Origin of the sequence: Obesumbacterium proteus (assembly GCF_001586165.1) — a bacterium.
Lineage (GTDB): Bacteria > Pseudomonadota > Gammaproteobacteria > Enterobacterales > Enterobacteriaceae > Hafnia > Hafnia protea.
On record NZ_CP014608.1, the window covers coordinates 1,375,000 to 1,394,854 of the forward strand.

At 49.6% G+C, this 19,855-nt stretch carries 19 protein-coding genes; 7 read left to right on the forward strand and 12 right to left on the reverse strand.

Annotated elements, in window-relative coordinates:
* Positions 1–6: 6 nt before the first annotated feature.
* Together dagF and DSM2777_RS06425 are read left to right on the forward strand one after the other, a co-directional pair.
* A complete protein-coding gene (gene dagF / locus DSM2777_RS06420) occupies positions 7–747 on the forward strand; it encodes a 2-dehydro-3-deoxy-phosphogluconate aldolase (protein WP_046459773.1) in 741 nt (246 codons plus the stop codon).
* 373 nt (positions 748–1,120) lie between these two features.
* Positions 1,121–3,040, forward strand: coding sequence for a BglG family transcription antiterminator (locus tag DSM2777_RS06425; RefSeq protein WP_061553477.1), 1,920 nt, complete (start codon positions 1,121–1,123; stop codon positions 3,038–3,040).
* 78 nt (positions 3,041–3,118) lie between these two features.
* Here DSM2777_RS06425 and DSM2777_RS06430 read toward each other — a convergent pair whose 3' ends face one another.
* The 12 genes from DSM2777_RS06430 to DSM2777_RS06485 all read right to left on the reverse strand — a co-directional run bounded on the left by DSM2777_RS06430 (position 3,119) and on the right by DSM2777_RS06485 (position 16,083).
* Entirely contained in the window at positions 3,119–7,495 is a 4,377-nt protein-coding gene (locus DSM2777_RS06430) for a S6 family peptidase (RefSeq protein ID WP_167669502.1), read from the reverse strand.
* Between the two features lie 305 nt (positions 7,496–7,800).
* Positions 7,801–8,073 (reverse strand): PTS phosphocarrier protein NPr, encoded by a 273-nt coding sequence (npr, locus tag DSM2777_RS06435; RefSeq protein ID WP_025801118.1) that lies wholly within the window; start codon positions 8,071–8,073, stop codon positions 7,801–7,803.
* A 10-nt stretch (positions 8,074–8,083) separates the two neighbouring features.
* Positions 8,084–8,935 (reverse strand): RNase adapter RapZ, encoded by an 852-nt coding sequence (gene rapZ / locus DSM2777_RS06440; RefSeq protein WP_046459258.1) that lies wholly within the window; start codon positions 8,933–8,935, stop codon positions 8,084–8,086.
* 140 nt (positions 8,936–9,075) lie between these two features.
* Positions 9,076–9,540, reverse strand: coding sequence for a PTS IIA-like nitrogen regulatory protein PtsN (gene ptsN, locus DSM2777_RS06445; RefSeq protein WP_025801120.1), 465 nt, complete (start codon positions 9,538–9,540; stop codon positions 9,076–9,078).
* 124 nt (positions 9,541–9,664) lie between these two features.
* Positions 9,665–9,952, reverse strand: a complete 288-nt coding sequence (hpf, locus tag DSM2777_RS06450; protein WP_040047149.1) for a ribosome hibernation promoting factor — start codon at positions 9,950–9,952, stop codon at positions 9,665–9,667.
* Between the two features lie 23 nt (positions 9,953–9,975).
* On the reverse strand, positions 9,976–11,409 hold the full coding sequence (gene rpoN / locus DSM2777_RS06455) for an RNA polymerase factor sigma-54 (protein WP_061553479.1): 1,434 nt from the start codon (positions 11,407–11,409) through the stop codon (positions 9,976–9,978).
* A gap of 131 nt (positions 11,410–11,540) precedes the next feature.
* Positions 11,541–12,266 (reverse strand): LPS export ABC transporter ATP-binding protein, encoded by a 726-nt coding sequence (gene lptB, locus DSM2777_RS06460; RefSeq protein WP_061553480.1) that lies wholly within the window; start codon positions 12,264–12,266, stop codon positions 11,541–11,543.
* A gap of 6 nt (positions 12,267–12,272) precedes the next feature.
* Complete coding sequence (gene lptA, locus DSM2777_RS06465; protein ID WP_046459255.1) at positions 12,273–12,902, reverse strand: lipopolysaccharide ABC transporter substrate-binding protein LptA; 630 nt, start codon at positions 12,900–12,902, stop codon at positions 12,273–12,275.
* Complete coding sequence (gene lptC / locus DSM2777_RS06470) at positions 12,871–13,449, reverse strand: LPS export ABC transporter periplasmic protein LptC (protein WP_046459254.1); 579 nt, start codon at positions 13,447–13,449, stop codon at positions 12,871–12,873. The genes lptA and lptC overlap by 32 nt, the downstream gene beginning before the upstream one ends.
* Positions 13,446–14,012: a 3-deoxy-manno-octulosonate-8-phosphatase KdsC gene (gene kdsC, locus DSM2777_RS06475; protein WP_046459253.1), complete on the reverse strand. Its 567-nt coding sequence runs from the start codon at positions 14,010–14,012 to the stop codon at positions 13,446–13,448. Before kdsC ends, lptC begins: the two co-directional genes overlap by 4 nt.
* A gap of 25 nt (positions 14,013–14,037) precedes the next feature.
* Entirely contained in the window at positions 14,038–15,024 is a 987-nt protein-coding gene (kdsD, locus tag DSM2777_RS06480) for an arabinose-5-phosphate isomerase KdsD (RefSeq protein WP_046459252.1), read from the reverse strand.
* A 75-nt stretch (positions 15,025–15,099) separates the two neighbouring features.
* Positions 15,100–16,083 (reverse strand): calcium/sodium antiporter, encoded by a 984-nt coding sequence (locus tag DSM2777_RS06485; protein ID WP_061553481.1) that lies wholly within the window; start codon positions 16,081–16,083, stop codon positions 15,100–15,102.
* Between the two features lie 576 nt (positions 16,084–16,659).
* On the opposite strand from DSM2777_RS06485, the gene mlaF reads away from it, so the two are divergent.
* From mlaF to mlaB, 5 genes are read left to right on the forward strand one after another with little or no spacing between them, the layout of a single operon-like run.
* Positions 16,660–17,490: a phospholipid ABC transporter ATP-binding protein MlaF gene (mlaF, locus tag DSM2777_RS06490; RefSeq protein WP_025801129.1), complete on the forward strand. Its 831-nt coding sequence runs from the start codon at positions 16,660–16,662 to the stop codon at positions 17,488–17,490.
* Between the two features lie 4 nt (positions 17,491–17,494).
* On the forward strand, positions 17,495–18,277 hold the full coding sequence (gene mlaE, locus DSM2777_RS06495) for a lipid asymmetry maintenance ABC transporter permease subunit MlaE (protein ID WP_025801130.1): 783 nt from the start codon (positions 17,495–17,497) through the stop codon (positions 18,275–18,277).
* Between the two features lie 4 nt (positions 18,278–18,281).
* On the forward strand, positions 18,282–18,821 hold the full coding sequence (gene mlaD, locus DSM2777_RS06500; RefSeq protein ID WP_061553482.1) for an outer membrane lipid asymmetry maintenance protein MlaD: 540 nt from the start codon (positions 18,282–18,284) through the stop codon (positions 18,819–18,821).
* Positions 18,822–18,838: 17 nt separating this feature from the next.
* Entirely contained in the window at positions 18,839–19,480 is a 642-nt protein-coding gene (gene mlaC / locus DSM2777_RS06505) for a phospholipid-binding protein MlaC (protein ID WP_046459249.1), read from the forward strand.
* On the forward strand, positions 19,480–19,794 hold the full coding sequence (gene mlaB / locus DSM2777_RS06510; RefSeq protein ID WP_061553483.1) for a lipid asymmetry maintenance protein MlaB: 315 nt from the start codon (positions 19,480–19,482) through the stop codon (positions 19,792–19,794). The genes mlaC and mlaB overlap by 1 nt, the downstream gene beginning before the upstream one ends.
* Positions 19,795–19,855: the final 61 nt, after the last annotated feature.

The following is a 19,855-nucleotide window of genomic DNA, read 5'->3' on the forward strand; positions in this document are numbered from 1 at the left end:
TAACTGATGCAACTGACACCTAAATTTTATAAAAATCGTGTTTGCCTGAATGTGCTGGCGGGTTCCAAAGAGAATGCCCGCGAAATTTATGAAGCGGCCGAAGGCTATGTGCTGGTTGGGGTGTTATCGAAAGACTACCCTGACGTTTCTTCTGCCGTGGCGGATATGAAGGAATACTCAGCGCTGATTAATAATGCGCTTTCCGTGGGGCTGGGCGCTGGTGATCCTAATCAATCGCTGATGGTGTCGCAGATTTCAGCGCAGGTGCAGCCACAGCATGTGAATCAGGTATTTACCGGCGTGGGCACCAGCCGTGGGATGCTGGGGCAGAATGCATCGGTGGTGAATGGTTTAGTATCGCCTACCGGTACGGTCGGGCAGGTGAAGATCTCTACCGGCCCGCTGAGCTGCCAAGGGCCTGATGCGATTGTGCCTGTCGAGTCTGCGATTGCGCTATTACAGGATATGGGCGGCAGCTCGGTGAAATACTTCCCGATGGGCGGGTTGAAATGCCGTGAAGAGTTTGAGTATGTGGCTAAAGCCTGTGCGAAACAGAATTTCTGGCTAGAGCCAACGGGCGGGATCGATCTAGATAACTTTGAAGCGATCCTGAAAATCGCGCTGGATGCTGGCGTAGAAAAAGTGATCCCACATATCTACAGTTCGATCATTGATAAAGCCTCGGGGAATACGCGTCCGGAAGATGTTGCGCGGTTGCTGGAGATGGTGAAGAAGCTGGTGGGGTAGTCTTTTTTGGGCTGGGAGAGATAGCCTCTCCCAGTCGCCTTTGTTGGCAGAGGGAAGAGCCGATCGAGCGTCATTAAACGACTATGAATGATTCCCTCTTTTGAGCAGGGATAGGGTGAGGTAAATTTTAAGGTTGTTTTTCAGCCATTCTCTTTTTTCTCGCCGCGAAGTAATTCCGAATTCTGCCCGTTAGATCACATTACTTGCCTGTCTGCATCTGCTAGTGAACGATATAATTCCAATGCAACCATCCACCGTATGATTTGATACATCAGTGTAAAGTTGGTCCATAAATTGCCTCTGCATATTTGGTTTTCTCTATGATTTTTTTGCGCAGGGTTGCGTCCATCAGTAAGTTAGCAGCGGTATTAGCATGATCTCATTTCCTTATCCTCGTTTAAATCAGGTGTTTGATGCGCTTCTTGAGGAAACATTGCCTCAAGAGGAGTTAGCACGGCGTTTTGCTGTCTCAACTCGAACCGTGCGAACCGACATCACTACGCTGAACGATATTCTGAGCCAATATGGTGCCGAGTTTGTGCATTTGCGGGGCAGCGGCTATCGATTAGACGTGCATGATGCCGACCGTTTTTCACTATTACAGCAGCAAAGCCGAGCGACGCGAAGCGTACCGCGCTCGGCAAAAGATCGTGTCACTCATCTATTGCTACGTTTTTTGGCGCAGGGCGAGCCAATCAAACTTGATGATGTAGCGGATAGCTGGTTCGTCAGCCGAGCATCACTGCAAAGCGATATGACCGATGTGCGTGACATGGTGGGAAAGTACGGATTAACGATAGAAAGTAAGCCGCACTATGGTATGAAGCTGTTTGGCCGTGAGAATGCGGTGCGCGCCTGTTTGGCAAACCTGCTGTTTCAGTATCCTGCGGGCGACCCGCTGTTTGGCGAGCTGCGAGGCAAAGTATTACCTGAAATTGATATTGCTCAGCTGCGCGAACAGCTTCACCTCACCATGCAGCAGTATCACATCCGTTTAACGGATGAGGCTGAGCAGCAGCTCCTAATTTATTGCGGCATTATTTTGCACCGTATCCGCACCGGTTTTCTGTTAGATGAACTGGATGTTAGCGATGTTGAACCGGTGTTTACTCAGGCTGCGCGTGACGTTGCCCGCTATTTGGAAGCGCGATTTGGCTGCGGTATTCCTGAAACCGAAGTGGCCTATCTGAGCGTGCAAATTGCGGCCCGACGCATCACGGATGCCAGCAGCCTGCAAAATATCGACGGCGATGAAAACCATGCGTTGGTGAAGCATATTCTTGGCTTTATCAACGAGCACTATAACTACGATTTACGCGGCGATGAGCAACTGAGCAGCGATTTGCTGTCACATATTGCGACAATGATGACCCGCGCTAAGTATCAGATAAATATCCCTAACCCTCTGCTTGAGCATATCAAACAGCATTATCCATTGGCGTATGATGTGACGCTGGCCGCGGTGTCGAGTTGGGGAAAGAATATGCCCTATACCATTACCGATAATGAAATTGGCTATCTGGTTTTGCACATCGGAGTGGGGTTGGAGCGCCATTATGACATTGGTTACGAGCGTCACCCGCAGGCGCTGTTGGTCTGTGATTCCGGTATGTCTACGCTACGCCTGCTGGAAACTAAGCTGAAACGTGAGTTTCCACAGCTGATCGTCAATCAGGTTGATTCGCTAAGAGAGTATGAAAAGCTCGAGCACATCGAAGAAGACTTTGTTATTTCCATGGCGAAGGTGCCAGAAAAGAATAAGCCGGTTGTCACCGTCGCACCTTTCCCAACCAGTTTTCAGTTAGAGCAGTTAGCTAAGCTGGTATTGGTGGATCGTACTAAGCCTTATATGTTGGAAAAGTTTTTTGATGCGACTCATTTCTGTGTCTTGAATGAGTCTGTTTCGCAGGCGGATTTGTTTGCCCGCATTTGCCATCAAATCCAGCAGGAAGGGTACGTCGACGCAGATTTCCATCCTTCTTTGGTTGAGCGTGAAAGCATCGTGTCTACCATGCTGGGCGAGGGCATTGCGCTCCCCCATTCCTTAGGATTGCTGGCCAAGAAAACGGTGATTTATACCGTGCTTGCTCCGCAAGGCGTGCGTTGGAGCGAGAACGAAACGGCGCATGTGATTTTTCTGCTCGCGATTAGCAAGCAGGATTATGAAGAGGCGATGGCTATTTACGACTTGTTCGTGACCTTTATGCGAGAGCGCGCGGTAGGGCGACTGTTGGCCAGCACCGACTTTGAGCAGTTTAGAGATATTGCGATGGACTGCTTGAGCCGTAGTTAATTTTTACTTGTACCCTGAATGAAAAAGCCAGTCATTGTCATGACTGGCTTTTAGATGATGCATTGAGAGCTTTCGGGTTTAGAACGTCACTCTAATCCCCACATTTGCCTGCCAAGAGTTGATCCCTTCATCATCATTACTGAGCCTTTGTTGATACTGAACGCCGGTATTGATCGCAAACGTTGGTGTGATTTCATTGATAATACCTACATCAATCGTCGCTGAGCTACCGACTTTCCCCATATCAAACGTTGAGGATGCCCCATTGGTATGGGTGCTGCCGATCCAGACGTCAGGCGTTTTGCTGAAGTCTTTGTTAAGGTAACTGTTGGTATAGAAAACAAAATTACCTAACTCAGTATCACGAATCTTGTAATTATAACGAACCCCCAACTGGCCTGTCGGGCGGGTGATAGTGCCGTAGTGAACGCGTATATCATCCACATCAGTAAAATCATCCACTTTCAGCACTTGTATGCCTGCACCGAGAACTGGGGAAATTTCATGATTGCCCAACTCAAACGGATAGCTAACTTCGGCATTGCCACTATAGGAATAGGCTTTGATATTCGCAACGTGACCGCTTCTGCTATCCGTTGTGACATACCCATCGTATTTGGTGGCGTCGGCTCCCACATCAAGCGTTAAACCGCTCTGATGACGAAGTGTCAGCAACGAGGTTAGACCATAGGTGGTGTAATGTGACTGGCTGTTTCCATCCTGTGCATCCGGCGTGATTTTCAGCGTCGAGTTAGCAAAGCCCAGATTCCACGTCAGGTATTGATGTTCATCACCTAGCTGCAGTACACGGCCCCCTAATAACCAACCTTGTTCTTTCTGGGTGTAGTCATAGCCATAATCGAGGAAGCCCATGGATGTGTGGTATTTATCCTCCCCATTGATGTACTGCAACCAAACTGGGTAGCTATCAACTGTTTTCCCACTCGAATCAGGTGATTGCGCAAGGTTACGGAACATCTGATTGACTCGGCTGTTATAGCTTAATAGTGCTGATGGCAGAGACAAATAAGATGGCACCTGCGGAACCACTGCAATTCGCCGCGGTTTTGGTGGTGTTATGCCGCCTTGGTCAGGTGGTGGAGGTGTGCTGCCCCCTTGATCCGGTGGTGTGTTGCCGCCATCGTCAGGTGGCGTTGTGCTGCCGCCATCGTCAGGTGGCGTGGTGCCGCCGCCGTCATCAGGTGGCGTGGTGCTGCCGCCATCGTCAGGTGGCGTTGTGCTGCCGCCATCGTCAGGTGGCGTTGTGCTGCCGCCGTCGTCAGGTGGCGTTGTGCTGCCGCCGTCGTCAGGTGGCGTTGTGCTGCCGCCGTCATCAGGTGGTGTTGTGCTACCGCCGTCGTCAGGAGGCGTTGTGCTGCCGCCGTCATCAGGTGGTGTTGTGCTACCGCCGTCGTCAGGAGGCGTTGTGCTGCCGCCGTCGTCAGGAGGCGTTGTGCTGCCGCCGTCGTCAGGTGGTGTTGTGCTACCGCCGTCGTCAGGTGGTGTTGTGCTGCCGCCATCGTCAGGTGGAAGTGTGCTACCGCCGTCGTCAGGTGGCGTGGTGCTGCCGCCGTCGTCAGGTGGCGTGGTGCTGCCGCCGTCGTCAGGTGGTGTTGTGCTGCCGCCGTCGTCAGGTGGTGTTGTGCTGCCGCCGTCGTCAGGTGGCGTTGTGCTACCGCCGTCGTCAGGTGGCGTTGTGCTACCGCCGTCGTCAGGTGGCGTTGTGCTACCGCCGTCATCAGGTGGTGTTGTGCTACCGCCGTCGTCAGGTGGAGGTGTGCTGCCGCCGTCGTCAGGAGGTAGTGTGCTACCACCTTCATCTGGTGGCGTGGTGCTGCCGCCGTCATCAGGTGGCGTTGTGCTACCACCATCGTCTGGTGTCGGCTCATCACCCTCGGTGAGATAACGAGTCTCTAAACGGTAATCCCAGTATTGGTCGCCGTTACCGCTAATCAGGCGTTCGTCCTCGGAGCTTTTGCCGGGAGCGAAGGCATAGAGCGAATATTGCCATGGCCCATTGGCAACGTAACCGCCCATAAGCTGGAAGCTATCTTTGGTTGAATGGCCTCCAACTTGCACCAGAGAAATACCCTCTGTGGCGCCTGCGATCCCACTATTATTGGTATCGGTCAGGTATCCATCGCCCGAGAGATCGACATTGATAAAGGTAGAACCAGCAGAAGAGTCAACGTCACCATTAATCAAAAAGTGATCGGAATCCGGCTGTGCTTCATCCATATGGCTACGCAAATAAAGCTGTGTTCCTGCGCCCGTGGTGAAGTTTTTCTGCACGGTCATTGTCTGAGAACTGAAGGCGCTTGCGGTGAGTAAGTTTGAGCTCGGTGCAGCGTATGGACGCAGGGTGACGCCATCTTCCAAGGTTAAATTTTGTACGCTTAAATTACCCGCTAGCTCCGTTCCGCTCATCATTTTAAGATCTGAAGCGAGTGAGCCAACAAGATTTAGCGCACCCCCATACACCGTAGTGAGACCGGTGAGTGTGCTATCGCCGATCCAGTGTAATATCCCGCTGCCATATTTATTGACGCTGCCCATACCAGACACGTTTGATGCTAGCCAAGAATCAGTGGTGCCATCGGTGCTGGCAAGGTTAGCTTGGCTGGTATCAACGATAAGTGACGATTCATCGCCAAGGTCCAAACTACCGGTAAAGCGAGATTTTCCGGTCATGGTCAAGGTCGCATGTTCGGCAACCGAAACATCACCGTACAATGATGCATGCTCATAAAGATGTAACTGTGAGCCATTTTCCACTTGAATGTGGTTTACGTGGTAAGCCTCATCAATCCAATCATCCTTAAATATTACCCCCGCCGCGTGCGGCGTTGCCCGGCCACTCATCGCAAATACGCCGCCATGGAGGGTTAACTCATTAATGTCTGCTCCACCGCCAAGGGTCCATTGCTGATCCCCAACTGGAGCGTAATTAATATTGAGCCAATTCGCCGTGTCGACTGAGCCGAAATGGCCGATAAAGGCCTGAGAGTTTTTATTGTTAAGCGTAATGGTTGAAAGGGTATCGGCATTGCCATTTATGATTCTGGCACCTGAATCGTTATGATTGATGGTGCTGAAACTCATATCGTAGCCGTTGAGATCGAGGATCCCGCCACGTGAGCCGAACTGAATGTTTTCGCCGCTGATTTGATCTGTATCGCCAAGCTTAACGGTAGGTCGACCGCTGACGAGCGTCACGGTGGAGAATGCCGAACGCTTGCCGTCTTTATCTGGCTGTTGCGCGAGTACTACGGTGCCATCGCCTACTCGTAGGCCGCCGCCGTTTACGCCGGTAGCGTTAACGTACAGGGTTCCTTCGCCAATTTTATGCAGCGTGTCACCGGCCAGCCCGTTAATTTCCCAATCGACGGTTTTATCTGCATCCACTTCGATACCGCCGCCGACCCAGGTGGCATTCGCGCCTTCGGCAGAAATCACGCGATAGTCATTCGAAAATTGAAGCTTCGCAGCGCCATGGTTGACGGAGCTATCTAATACAATTAAGCCCCCATCGCCGTTAAAACGTAGGTCTTTGGTTGCATCTAATTCGGCATTGGTGGCACTGGAGGGAAGTGCTTTATTAGCAATACCATGCCATCCCCAGCTGTTGTCTCCTTGAGTTATGGCATCTTTAGACCAGTGAATGTCTCCGTTGTTAGCCATATCGATAACATCAGGATCGGTATTACTGGCGATGATTTGGTTAATAAATGCTGTCTGCAGATCTAACACATAAGTTGTTACGTTGTAGGTGCCATAGTCCGATCCGCTCGTCAAAACACCATAGAGCTTCCATTTTTTTTCAAGGCTGTCATAGACGAATAGTGGGCTGCCGCTATCACCGGCTTCGCCTGCAGAACTAAAGGGCTGTGCTCGGGTATCCGGTGGGCCGTAATCGGTCCAGCGCAGGCGCCAATTTTCAAACGTGGGATTAACGATTGTTCCGACGGTCTTCCAGTGATACGCACCGGTTATATATACCGGTTTGTGCGTTATGGATGATACTTGATACTGAGTTCCTGACCCCACGCGGGCGAAATATTTATAGCGTGTTTTATCGTGGCGGGCATCATCAGGAATAACCATATCAGCGGGAGCTATATCGGTGACGACTTTATTTAATCGTGGAATATGAAAATCTTTAGTAGCATGCACATTACGATTAATTATTTTATAACTGACGCTATATTTCGCACCGTTACCAAATTTAACACCGGTATACCCCGTATTATGTGCCACGCTCACAATATAGGAGGGGGCAACGAGCGTAGCGACGGCGCTGTCATCTGATGCGCCGAAATCAGGGATTGGGAAATCAAGTATTCCAGCAGAAGTGCCGTCTGTTTTAAATACCTCAACATTTTCAGCGCCGGGTGTATATTTTCCTAAATTTTCTGCAAAATCTCGATAATCTTGAACTGATACATCTTCACGCATAATACTAGCATTAGCATGCGATATTATAATGGATGTCAGCAAGCTAAAAACTTTAGGTTTCCATTTCATAGGTTTTTCCGTTTTCCAAAAAAAGGAATATTCCTATTTATTATCATTTTTTATTTATCTTGAAATAAATATCATATTAATTAATTCAAAGTTAATCTTTGTTTAATGATTATATTAATCAACGCTTTTTTATAACCGCGGGTAAAAAATTTTGTTAGGGGGAGGGAGATAATGATGCTTTTATAACAAAAAAACCCCGAAAATCGGGGTTCTTAGTAATGAAAATAGGGAATCAACTAGTCTTCATCAAATCCAGCTTCAAACAGCGAAATAACGGCTTCTAGCGCTTTATCTTCATCTGGCCCTTCGGCCTGAACCTCAATATGACCGCCTTGAGCGGAATCTAACATCAGAAGAGCGATAACGCTGCTGGCTTCGGCTTCAACGCCGCTTTCATTACGTAGCAATACTTCAGCATCAAAGCCTTGAACCAGTTCAAACAATTTCATCGCTGGGCGAGCATGCATGCCCAAGCGGTTTTTGATTTCCACGGTTTGCTTTACGGTCATTCAACGGTGCCTATTTACGTTTTTCTAGCGTGCGGTGACGAGATTGCACGTTTTTCCCGCGTGAGCGGAAATAGTCTGCAAGCTGTTCAGCCACATAAACAGAACGATGTTTGCCGCCGGTACAGCCGATGGCTACCGTGAGATAGCTGCGGTTGTTGGTTTCCAGCATCGGCAACCATTGTTCTAAATAGCTGCGGGTCTGATAAATAAAGTTATGCACTTCGGTATGGCGATCCAAAAATGCAGCTACCGGTTTATCAAGACCTGTCATTGGGCGTAGTTTGGGATCCCAGTGTGGGTTCGGCAGGAAGCGAACGTCGAAGACATAATCGGCATCAATCGGGATACCGTGCTTGAAACCAAATGATTCAAACACCATCGTCAGCTCGCGCTCACGTTTGCCAAGCAGGCGTGTACGCAGCATTTCGGCCAATTCATGCACCGACATTTCGGAGGTATCGATAATTAGATCGGCGCGTGAGCGTAGTGGCTCCAGCAAATCACTCTCTTCATCAATGGCGCTTTCCAGCGACAGATTTTTAGCCGAGAGAGGGTGCAGACGACGGGTATCACTGTATCGGCGGATCAGAGTATTACGATCGGCATCTAAAAACAGCAGCTGTGGAGAGAAGCTGTCAGGCAGACTGTCCATCGCTATTTCCAAAACTTCTGGAGATTCTGGCATGTTACGCACGTCAATACTAACGGCGGCGGAGGTTTCGCGATCGGCCAGAGAGCGAGCTAAATTCGGCAAGAGCTCAACGGGAAGATTGTCTACACAATAAAATCCCATGTCTTCAAGCGCACGTAACGCAACGGATTTCCCTGAACCGGAACGGCCGCTGACAATCATCAGCACCATGTCACAACTCCCCTTAATTTCGGACAGCCCTATGACTGTCTGTGGAAATTTGACCTCCAAAGAGGTCTATCACAAATTGTTATAACCAATGTAACGTGACGCAGCACATCCTGCCACTGTTTTGACAGCGTGCTAACGCTTTATTCTGTAATGATTTTGTACAGTTCATCATCGCTTTGGGCGCTGCGTAATTGGCGGCATACGCCTTTATCGGCCAATTTTTGCGCCATGATAGCGAGTGTTTGTAAGTGGGTTTTGCATTGGTCTGCTGGAACCAGCAATGCAAACAGCAGGTCAACGGGCTGATTGTCGATAGCGTCAAAGCTTATCGGCTGTTCTAGATGAATGAAAACCGCAATGGCTCGCAGGGTATCTTCCTCAAGCTTGCCGTGAGGAATCGCAATGCCGTTGCCAATGCCGGTGCTCCCCATACGCTCACGCGTTAAGATCGCATCAAAGACGATCTGTGGTGGCAGGTTCAGCTGTGCAGCTGCCAGTTCGCTGATGATTTCCAGTGCGCGTTTCTTGCTGGAACAGTGAACCGCATTGCGCGTGCACTCCGGACTCAGTACGGAGGTTAATGGCATAGTTAAATCGTTACTCATCTCATCTTCTTCATTTAAATCAGACCAAAGGGCTGATTTTTCATGCTCCCCATGATGGCTTATCGGCCCGTTTCATGGAAGAAACAGGCCGATGAAGTCAGCAGGCGTTTAAACTATTTAAACGCTAGTGTTGTTTCAATTTGTCTTTATGTTTATTGAGCTGGCGCGCCAGCTTATCAACCAGAGTATCAATCGCAGCATACATGTCTAGCTGCTCCGAGGTAGCATGCAGCTCACCGCCGTTAATATGTACCGTTGCTTCCGCAATGTGCTGGATTTTCTCCACGCTCAGTACCACATAAACCTGATTTATTCGGTCAAAATATTGCTCTAGCTTGCCAAATTTTGTGGTAACAAATTCGCGCAAAGCCTCGGTAATTTCGACATGGTGTCCGGTAATGTTGAGCTGCATAGTGTCTTCCTTCTCTGTTATGGTCAAACCAATTGTTTGCGTTGGTTTGACGGTGGGATGGACAAAGACTCTCGGTATTTAGCAACGGTACGTCTGGCAACCATAATACCTTGATCGGCAAGCAAGGTCGCTAGCTTGCTGTCACTCAACGGTTTGGCAGGGTTCTCCGCCGCAACGAGTTTCTTCACGAGTGCACGAATCGCCGTTGAGGAGGCTTCGCCGCCATCTTCGGTACTGACGTGACTCGAGAAGAAATATTTCAGTTCAAATATGCCTCGCGGGCTGTGCAGAAACTTCTGCGTTGTTACGCGCGAGATGGTGGATTCATGCATTTCGACCTGCTGGGCAATATCGGCCAGCACCATCGGCTTCATGAACTCAGCACCATTATCAAAAAATGCCTGCTGCTGTTCTACGATACAGCGTGACACTTTCAGCAAGGTTTCATTACGGCTTTCCAGACTTTTAATCAGCCACTTCGCTTCCTGCAGATTACTGCGGATGAACTGGGTATCGCTATCGCTTCGGGTTTGTGCGCTGAGCGAAACGTAATGCTGATTAATTTTAAGACGTGGAACGCTATCCTGATTTAATTCAACGGCCCAACGCCCTTGATGTTTGTGTACCAGAACATCAGGGATCACGTAGTCAGACTCACCGGTGTTAATAGAAAGTCCTGGGCGTGGATCGAGCGTTTGGATCAGCTGCATCGCCGCTTTAAGGACATCTTCTTTTAGCTTAGTCGAACGCATCAGATTACGGAAATCGTGATTCGCTAAGAGATCTAAATGCTTATCAACAATGAGGCGGGCTTCGATAAGGAACGGCGTTCCATCGGTAAACTGTGAGAGCTGAACGAGCAGGCAATCACGCAGATCGCGGGCGGCGACGCCGACGGGGTCGAAACGCTGTACGCGTTTAAGTACCGCCTCGACTTCATCCATCATGACGTGTTCATCGCCCATGCTCTCTAAAATATCGTCGAGAGAAGAGGTGAGGTAGCTGGTATCATCCACGGCATCGACGATGGCGGTGGCAATAGCTAAATCGGTATCGCTAAACGGGGTGAGTTCAACTTGCCACATCAGATAGTCTTGCAGGGTCTGGGTCGTCTCACCCTGATAGATCGGCAGCTCGTCGTCGCTGTAGTCCGTTCCTGTACCTGATGGGGTGCCAGCCGTATAGATTTCATCCCATGTGGCATCGAGAGGAAGTTCTTCCGGCATATCCGGCTGCTCTAGCTGTTCGCGTGTGTCCAGCTCTTCGTTGACTTCTTCCGTTGAAGTTTCGATTTCATCGTGAGTGTCATCTTGTTCAAGCAGCGGGTTGCTTTCTAATGCTTGTTGAATCTCTTGCTGAAGCTCTAGCGTTGATAATTGCAACAGGCGAATCGCCTGCTGCAGCTGTGGAGTCATCGCTAACTGCTGACTTAGCCTGAGTTGCAAACCTTGCTTCATAATCGCGAGCTCATTTCCATTGGTGTAAGCAGAGTGCCTGCTAAACTAAAAAGAGTCCGGCCGCATGAAGACCACCGTGCGGTATACCCTGCTCGATGGCACAGGGTAAATATGACGCAAGATAGCCGCCGTTACAGACGGAATTCTTCACCCAGATAGACGCGTTTAACCTGCTCATCGGCCAAGATTTCAGCTGGCGTACCATGAGCAATGAGGTTGCCCTGGTTCACGATATAAGCACGTTCACAAACGTCTAGCGTTTCACGCACGTTATGGTCGGTAATCAATACGCCCAAACCGCGGTCGCGCAGGTGTTCGATAATTTTTTTAATATCAATAACAGAGATTGGGTCAACGCCCGCAAACGGTTCATCTAACAGGATAAACTTAGGATTTGCGGCTAATGCACGTGCAATTTCAACGCGACGGCGTTCACCACCAGACAGCGATTGCCCGAGGTTGTCACGCAGATGAGCGATGTGGAACTCTTCCATTAGCTCATCTGCACGATCGGCGCGCTGCTCTTTGGTGAGATCTTCGCGAATCTCTAACACGGCCATAAGGTTGTTATACACACTCAGGCGGCGAAAGATAGAGGCTTCTTGCGGCAGATAGCCGATCCCACGACGAGCACGCGCATGCAGCGGTAGTAGGCTGATGTCTTCATCGTCAATCTCAATGCGGCCCGCATCACGAGGCACGATACCAACAACCATATAAAAGGTGGTGGTTTTACCCGCGCCGTTAGGCCCTAGCAGCCCTACGATTTCGCCTGAGTTAACGGTGAGGCTAACGTTTTCAACGACGCGGCGGCCTTTGTAGGCCTTGGCCAGATTTTCAGCAATTAAAGTTGTCATAACGAATTAGTTACTCTTGGTCTGTGAGGACTGACTAAACGGAGATTTACCCTGCGGCGCTGCAGGTTTGCTCTGCGGTTGCGATTTAGCTGGCGCTGCCGCCGGAGCCGCTTTGCCGCTCTTATCCTGTAGCTGAGATGGGATCAGTACCGTGGTTACGCGCTTGCCTTTGTCGCTAAAGGCTTCCATCTGCTGCTGTTTAACTAGATAGGTGATTTTGTCGCCTTTGATGCTGCTATCAACCTGTTTCAGGAAAGCGTCGCCGGTCAGGATGACAAAGTCTTTATCCAATTCATAACGCAGTTTCTGCCCATGGCCGCTAACGGGTTTGCCGTTGTCTTGCATCTGGTAGAAAGTGACGGGGTTACCGTAGCCTTCAACGACTTCTTTGCCTTGGGCACCGTTAGGACGGATCACCACAACTTTATCTGCGTTGATTTTGATGGTGCCTTGGGTCACGACCACATCACCGGTAAAGGTGACGGTGTTGCCTTGCATGTCTAAAGACTGCTGAGCCGAATCAATGTGGATCGGCTGCTCTGTATCTCCGGTCAGTGCCAGCGCAGGAGCGCTGGCTGCGATCAATGAACCGGCAATGATAAGGCTAAGGATTTTGTTGTTTGTTTTGAATTTCATAATAGGTTTTTACCTTGTCAATCAGCCTTGCGGATTTTTCCCGCATGTTCCCGCGCATCTTCAGACCATGGGAGGTGAAGTTTGACCCATAAAGAGTGACTTCATCATCAGAGCTGACGTCCTGAGTCACTAGATTTACCTGCGCATTATCGGTGGTAATCCTTTCCAATTGCGAGGTCGTCGTCAAACTGTTTACTTCAACGTTGCCGTATAAATAAAGCATACGGTCATCGGTAAGTTTTGCTTTATCAGCGCGAATAGACCAGGTCGGTTGAACATCCTGATCGTAAGTCGTTAGCACCGGATGGGTAAACCAACTGGTTTTATCCCCGGCGAAATGCTGAACATCTTCTGCTACCAGCTTATAGCTTAGTTTACCTGTCGGGTCATAAACCACGGTCAGAGTATGCTGGCTGCGGTAGGTCGGCTCCTGATTATTGGTGGGAGCTAACACGGAATCGGAATCATTTTCGGTCAGATTCCATCCAATTAGCGCTAATGCAATAACCGTTAATAGCAGGATGACCCAGCGTTTGGTTTTACTCATATTGATAGCCCTTTGGCCTCATCCAGTTTGCCCTGTGACTGTAGGATAAGGTCGCATAACTCACGAACTGCACCGCGCCCGCCTGCAATACGGGTAACATATTGAGCGCGCTGCAATAAAATAGGGTGCGCGTCTGCTACGGCAACAGAAAGTCCTACTTTGGCCATGACTGGCCAGTCAATCAAATCATCGCCAATATATGCAACCTGATGAGGCTGCAAATTCAGATCGGAGAGAATTTTCTCAAAGGCAATCAGTTTATCAGATTGCCCTTGATATAGGTGTTCAATTCCCAGCGTAGCCGCGCGGTCGGCGACTAGCTTGGATTGGCGACCGGTAATGATCGCCACATGAATGTTTTCGGTAATGAGACAGCGGATACCATAGCCATCGCGCACGTTAAACGCTTTGAGCTCTTCGCCATTGTTACCCATGTAAATCAGGCCATCAGATAACACACCGTCTACGTCGCAGATGACGAGACGAATATCTGCTGCGCTGTCCATGATTTTACGGGCAACTGGGCCGTAACAGGTAGCGATATTCATACCTTGTTCATTCATTAATTTTTCACCTAAACGTTAAATCTTAAACCACGCCAGCGCGCAGCATATCATGCATATGAACGACGCCGATCAGTTGATCGCCGTCGGCAACCAACAACGACGTGATATGACGTGCCTGCATCAGGTTTAATGCATCAACCGCTAGAGCGTTTGGACGAATACGAATTCCGCCGGATGTCATCACGTCGGCAATTTTCGCATTGTTTAAATCAACACCCAAATCAAAAATCCGGCGTAGGTCACCATCGGTGAAAATCCCTTCGATTTTCATCAAATCATCACAGATGACGGTTAACCCAAGATTTTTACGCGTAATTTCCAACAGGGCATCGCGCAGAGAAGCATCGCGGCTGACGTGTGGTAATTCGCTACCGGTGTGCATGATGTCGCTCACGCGCAGTAATAATTTACGGCCCAATGCGCCGCCAGGATGCGACAGTGCAAAATCTTCGGCGGTGAAACCACGTGCTTGCAGCAGTGCAACGGCCAGCGCATCGCCCATGACCAGCGTTGCGGTCGTACTGGTGGTTGGCGCTAACCCTAATGGGCAGGCTTCCTGCGGGACTTTAACACACAGATGGATATCTGAAGCTTTACCCATTGAACTTTCAGGGTTATTCGTCATGCAGATAAGCTTAACTTTTTGGCGTTTTAGAACCGGAATCAGCGCTTGTATCTCGTGAGATTCGCCAGAGTTAGAAATCGCCAGCACGATATCATGGGAGGTGACCATGCCGAGATCGCCGTGGCTAGCTTCACCTGGGTGCACAAAGAACGCCGGGGTTCCTGTGCTGGCGAGCGTGGCGGCAATTTTTCGGCCAATATGACCGGATTTGCCCATGCCCATGACGACAACTTTCCCCATACAGGCCAGAATCGCCTCGCAGGCGTGGGTGAAGTCCTGATTAATATATTGATCTAGCTGTGCCAGTCCTTCGCGTTCAGTCTGAAGAACCTGCTTTCCCACATGCTGGAAATCAAATCCCGGCTGTAAATCCAAATGTGACATGTTTTTTTCTCACTCGATTCAGCGGTTTAATCGGCGGTACGTTTAATGAATCGGTACTCACCGTCTCGTACTTATTTAATACATATCGATTGGCTGATGTATGAACAGCAGCACGACGTAGGCAACGAATCCGCACAGCAGCAGCGCCCCGGCTTTTCGTCCAATTTTGTGCTTTCGCCTAATACACAGGGCCGTCAGCATCACACTCACACCAAGCATGACCCAGTAGTCGCGGCTAAAGGCGCTAGGATCGAATTGGGTATCCCCTTGTGATATGAGGGCTGGAAGACCAAGTACAATCAAAATATTGAAAATATTGGAGCCAATAATATTACCCAACACGATATCGTGCTCGCCTTTTATCGCTCCTGCGATGGACGTCGCGAGTTCTGGTAGGCTTGTACCAATGGCGATAATGGTTAGGCCAATCACCAATTCACTCACGCCGAAATAACGGGCGATTACCGTTGAATTATCAACGATTATCTTGGCTGACAGCGGTAAAATAATCAGTCCCAAGGCAATCCATAATAAAGCCACCGTATTGCTGGTATCCTTGGGAAGTTCTGCCATCTGCTCATCGGTGAGCGGATCGTTGCCGTCGCGCATCGCCAGTCGCGCCATCTTTAACATCAGCCACATAAAAGCCGCAAAGGCGAGAATCAAAAGTGCGCCGTCCACCCGCGTGAGCTGATTGTCATAAAGGACAAAACCACACAAGATAGTGACGCCTAACATTAACGGCAGTTCGCGCCTGAGAATATCAGACCGAACTGAAAGTGGGCGTAATATCGCGGCGCTGCCTAAAATAAGTAAAATATTCGCGATGTTTGAACCAATGACAGTACCGACTGCGGTGTTTATTTGATTATTCATTACCGCGGTAAGGGAAACCGTCAGCTCGGGCAGGGATGTGCCTATCCCCACGATGGTCATCCCAATAATCATCGGTGGGACGCCGAATGAGCGAGCTATAGCTGCGGCACCGTAAACTAAGCGGTCTGCGCCATAAACTAATAGTATTAAACCAACGATCAACAATAGGGTGGCGAGCAGCATGCAGAGTCCTTTGTTGGGTATAATCCAGCGTTTTGCAGGTTCTGTACCCGTCATTTTGACGTTGCTTCTATGTTGGCTGCATTCGTTAATCCGAATCACTTACGCGAGTAAGTCCATTGGGATTCTCTCTCTTGCTGCCTTGATGCAACCTCAATTTTTTTGGGTATAGTAAAAAACGTTAAGCGAAAAACTTATTTCCGAAGGTTTGGCTTATCAAATGAGGGAGAAACTCTTAAAAATAAGCCCCCCATGTAGCGCTAAGCCATAATTTTCGTGAATCTTAACAATTCTGACTGTCGGAGAGGGAAAAGTAAAACCCATGGCACCTTTAGCCAGAAAAACATGAGAATTATTTGTCAGAATGAGCCAGATAACTCTGGTTTAAGCGTCGTAACCGCAAAATTGTTATAAATATAGCCAAAGTATTGGCGCGGTATTGGGTCAGAACGTGAGAGAATCCCGATCTTTGGAATACCGTTTGGAACGCGTGTGCTGTGAAACCTAATGCAGCTTCATGGATGAAGGCGAAAATCGCCATAAATTAGTGCCATAAAGATGACTAAGAGAATCTTGCTCATGAATCAACAGGCAACAAATTTGGTGGAAATCAACGGCATGAGTTTTAGCCGTGGTAACCGGCAAATTTTTACCGATATAACGATGACCGTCCCGAAAGGAAAAATTACCGCCATCATGGGGCCTTCGGGGATTGGTAAAACTACGCTACTGCGTTTGATTGGCGGGCAGATCCGCCCAGATAAAGGTGAAATTTGGTTCGACGGGCAGAATATCCCATCGCTTTCGCGTCATAAGCTGTTTGAAGCTCGCAAAAAAATGAGCATGCTATTTCAATCTGGCGCGCTGTTTACCGATCTGACCGTATTCGATAACGTGGCGTTTCCGCTGCGTGAACATACCCAACTGCCAGAATCGTTAATCCGCACGACGGTATTGATGAAGTTAGAGGCGGTAGGGCTGCGCGGTGCCGGCGGTTTAATGCCGTCAGAGCTGTCGGGTGGGATGGCGCGCCGCGCCGCGCTGGCTCGTGCCATTGCGCTTGATCCTGAAATGATTTTGTTCGATGAACCTTTTGTTGGACAAGATCCAATAACAATGGGTGTGTTGGTCAAATTGATTGATGAGCTAAATCACTCGCTGGGGATTACCTGCGTGGTGGTGTCGCACGACGTGCCTGAAGTATTGAGTATTGCGGATTACGCCTATATTGTGGCGGATCAGCGCGTTGTGGCTCAAGGCGGCTCAGCGGAGCTCAGCGGTAATAGCGATCCGCGAGTACGACAATTCCTTGACGGCATCGCGGATGGTCCCGTGCCATTCCGCTATCCGGCTGGCGATTATCGCTCCGCGCTGCTTGGATTAGCCCCATTAGGATCAGGGAGTAAGTGATCTCATGCTGTTAAATGCGTTGGCGTCGTTTGGACGCCGAGGAATCAACGTCTGTGCTTCATTTGGGCGCGCAGGCTTGATGATGTTTAATGCCTTGATAGGTAAACCAGAATTTGCCAAGCAATGGCCGCTGCTGCGTAAACAGCTTTACAGCGTTGGCGTGCAGTCTCTGCTTATCATCGTGGTTTCTGGTTTGTTTATCGGCATGGTGCTCGGTTTACAGGGCTATCTCATTTTAACCACCTACAGCGCTGAGGCGAGTCTTGGCATGATGGTGGCGTTGTCGCTGCTGCGTGAACTGGGCCCGGTTGTCACCGCGTTGCTGTTTGCTGGCCGTGCCGGTTCCGCGGTGACGGCGGAAATTGGTTTGATGAAAGCCACAGAGCAGATCTCCAGCATGGAGATGATGGCCGTCGATCCGCTACGTCGTATCGTTGCACCACGCTTTTGGGCTGGCCTTATCAGTATGCCTTTGTTGACGGCGATTTTTGTGGCCGTTGGTATCTGGGGCGGATCGGTGGTGGGCGTCGATTGGAAAAGCATTGATAGCGGTTTCTTCTGGTCCGCGATGCAAGGCTCGGTCGATTTCCATACGGATTTAGTCAACTGCATGATTAAGAGCGTGGTGTTTGCCATTACTATTATGTGGATTGCCTTGTTCAACGGATATGATGCGATACCCACTTCTGAAGGGATTAGTCGCGCAACCACGCGCACCGTCGTGCATTCGTCACTGGCGGTCTTGGGATTAGATTTTGTGCTGACAGCACTGATGTTTGGGAACTGATGCAATGCAAACGAAAAAAAGTGAAATTTGGGTTGGCGTATTCATGCTTATCGCGCTGTGTGCGGTAGTATTCCTGTGCTTGCAGGTTGCAAACGTTAAATCGCTGGGCAATGAACCAACCTATCGTATCTATGCGACATTCGATAACATCGGTGGTTTGAAAGCACGCTCGCCAATCAAAATCGGCGGCGTCGTGATTGGGCGCGTTGCGGATATTACCTTAGATCCTAAAACGTACCTGCCTCGCGTCGCGATGGATATCGACGAGCAATATAACCAGATCCCAGATACCAGCTCATTGGCTATTCGCACGTCAGGGCTGCTGGGTGAGCAATTCCTCGCATTAAACGTGGGCTTTGAAGATCCTGATATGGGAACGTCTATCCTTAAAGATGGCGGCACTATTCAAGACACCAAGTCGGCGATGGTATTGGAAGATTTGATTGGCCAGTTCTTATATAAGAGCGGCAACGATGACGCCAACAAGAAAGACAGCACTTCGGGCGACGCATCTGCGCCAGCTGAAGCTCCGGCAGCACATTAATTTAAGGGGATTTATTCATGTTTAAACGTATGTTAATGGTGGCACTGCTGGCGGTAGCCCCACTGGTTCCAACACTGGCAAATGCTGCCGTCGATCAGACAAACCCTTACAAGCTGATGGATGCCGCAGCCAAGCAAACTTTTGATCGTCTTAAAAACGAACAGCCTAAAATCAAGCAGGATCCTAACTATCTGCGCACCATCGTGCATGAAGAGTTGATGCCGTATGTGCAGGTCAAATACGCAGGCGCGCTGGTACTGGGTCAGTATTATCGTGGTGCGACGCCTGAACAGCGCGAAGCGTACTTCAAGGCATTCCAGTCATACTTAGAACAGGCTTATGGTCAGGCTCTGGCGATGTATCATGGCCAGACCTACAACATTGCACCAGAGCGCGCTTTGGGCGATGCGACCATTGTACCTATTCGCGTCACCATCATTGACCCACAGGGGCGCCCTCCGGTTCGCCTGGATTTCCAATGGCGTAAAAACAGCCAAACGGGCAACTGGCAGGCATTTGATATGATCGCAGAAGGCGTCAGCATGATCACCACCAAACAAAATGAGTGGGCATCTATTCTGCGTCAGAACGGCGTTGATGGCTTAACCAAACAGCTGATCTCGTCTGCGCAACAGCCGATTACGTTGGACCAAAAATAATGACGCCGAATGTCCTGCAATGGCGTAGCGAAGAAGAGACGCTCAAGCTGATTGGTATTCTCGATCGAGATTCACTCATGAGCTTTTGGGACGATCGCCACACGTTGCTAGAAGGTAAGAAACGTCTGGATTTAAGCGAGTTGGCGCGCGTGGACTCTGCGGGCCTCGCCATGCTGGTTCACGTGCAAAACACGCCTGCCGCTGGCAGCTCTCCGATATTGATTACCGGTGTGAGTGAGCGTTTACGCACGCTGATTGCGCTCTATAACCTCAATGACATCCTGATCGCTGAAGGGGCTGAATTAGCCTCCTAACCCAGTGCAATAATTAGGATTATTTCTAAAGCCCTCGATAACGATGCTATCGGGGGCTTTT

Excerpts from the sequence above, each read along its gene's own strand:
- mlaE (WP_025801130.1), top strand. The coding sequence starts at position 17,495 with ATGCTGTTAAATGCGTTGGCGTCGTTTGGACGCCGAGGAATCAACGTC.
- mlaC (WP_046459249.1), top strand. The coding sequence starts at position 18,839 with ATGTTTAAACGTATGTTAATGGTGGCACTGCTGGCGGTAGCCCCACTG.
- mlaB (WP_061553483.1), top strand. The coding sequence starts at position 19,480 with ATGACGCCGAATGTCCTGCAATGGCGTAGCGAAGAAGAGACGCTCAAG.
- DSM2777_RS06430 (WP_167669502.1), bottom strand. The coding sequence starts at position 7,495 with ATGCGTGAAGATGTATCAGTTCAAGATTATCGAGATTTTGCAGAAAAT.
- DSM2777_RS06485 (WP_061553481.1), bottom strand. The coding sequence starts at position 16,083 with ATGCTGCTCGCCACCCTATTGTTGATCGTTGGTTTAATACTATTAGTT.
- DSM2777_RS06425 (WP_061553477.1), top strand. The coding sequence starts at position 1,121 with ATGATCTCATTTCCTTATCCTCGTTTAAATCAGGTGTTTGATGCGCTT.
- mlaF (WP_025801129.1), top strand. The coding sequence starts at position 16,660 with ATGAATCAACAGGCAACAAATTTGGTGGAAATCAACGGCATGAGTTTT.
- hpf (WP_040047149.1), bottom strand. The coding sequence starts at position 9,952 with ATGCAGCTCAACATTACCGGACACCATGTCGAAATTACCGAGGCTTTG.
- dagF (WP_046459773.1), top strand. The coding sequence starts at position 7 with ATGCAACTGACACCTAAATTTTATAAAAATCGTGTTTGCCTGAATGTG.
- npr (WP_025801118.1), bottom strand. The coding sequence starts at position 8,073 with ATGACCGTAAAGCAAACCGTGGAAATCAAAAACCGCTTGGGCATGCAT.
- mlaD (WP_061553482.1), top strand. The coding sequence starts at position 18,282 with ATGCAAACGAAAAAAAGTGAAATTTGGGTTGGCGTATTCATGCTTATC.
- kdsD (WP_046459252.1), bottom strand. The coding sequence starts at position 15,024 with ATGTCACATTTGGATTTACAGCCGGGATTTGATTTCCAGCATGTGGGA.
- ptsN (WP_025801120.1), bottom strand. The coding sequence starts at position 9,540 with ATGAGTAACGATTTAACTATGCCATTAACCTCCGTACTGAGTCCGGAG.
- rapZ (WP_046459258.1), bottom strand. The coding sequence starts at position 8,935 with ATGGTGCTGATGATTGTCAGCGGCCGTTCCGGTTCAGGGAAATCCGTT.
- rpoN (WP_061553479.1), bottom strand. The coding sequence starts at position 11,409 with ATGAAGCAAGGTTTGCAACTCAGGCTAAGTCAGCAGTTAGCGATGACT.
- lptA (WP_046459255.1), bottom strand. The coding sequence starts at position 12,902 with ATGAAATTCAAAACAAACAACAAAATCCTTAGCCTTATCATTGCCGGT.
- lptB (WP_061553480.1), bottom strand. The coding sequence starts at position 12,266 with ATGACAACTTTAATTGCTGAAAATCTGGCCAAGGCCTACAAAGGCCGC.
- lptC (WP_046459254.1), bottom strand. The coding sequence starts at position 13,449 with ATGAGTAAAACCAAACGCTGGGTCATCCTGCTATTAACGGTTATTGCA.
- kdsC (WP_046459253.1), bottom strand. The coding sequence starts at position 14,012 with ATGAATGAACAAGGTATGAATATCGCTACCTGTTACGGCCCAGTTGCC.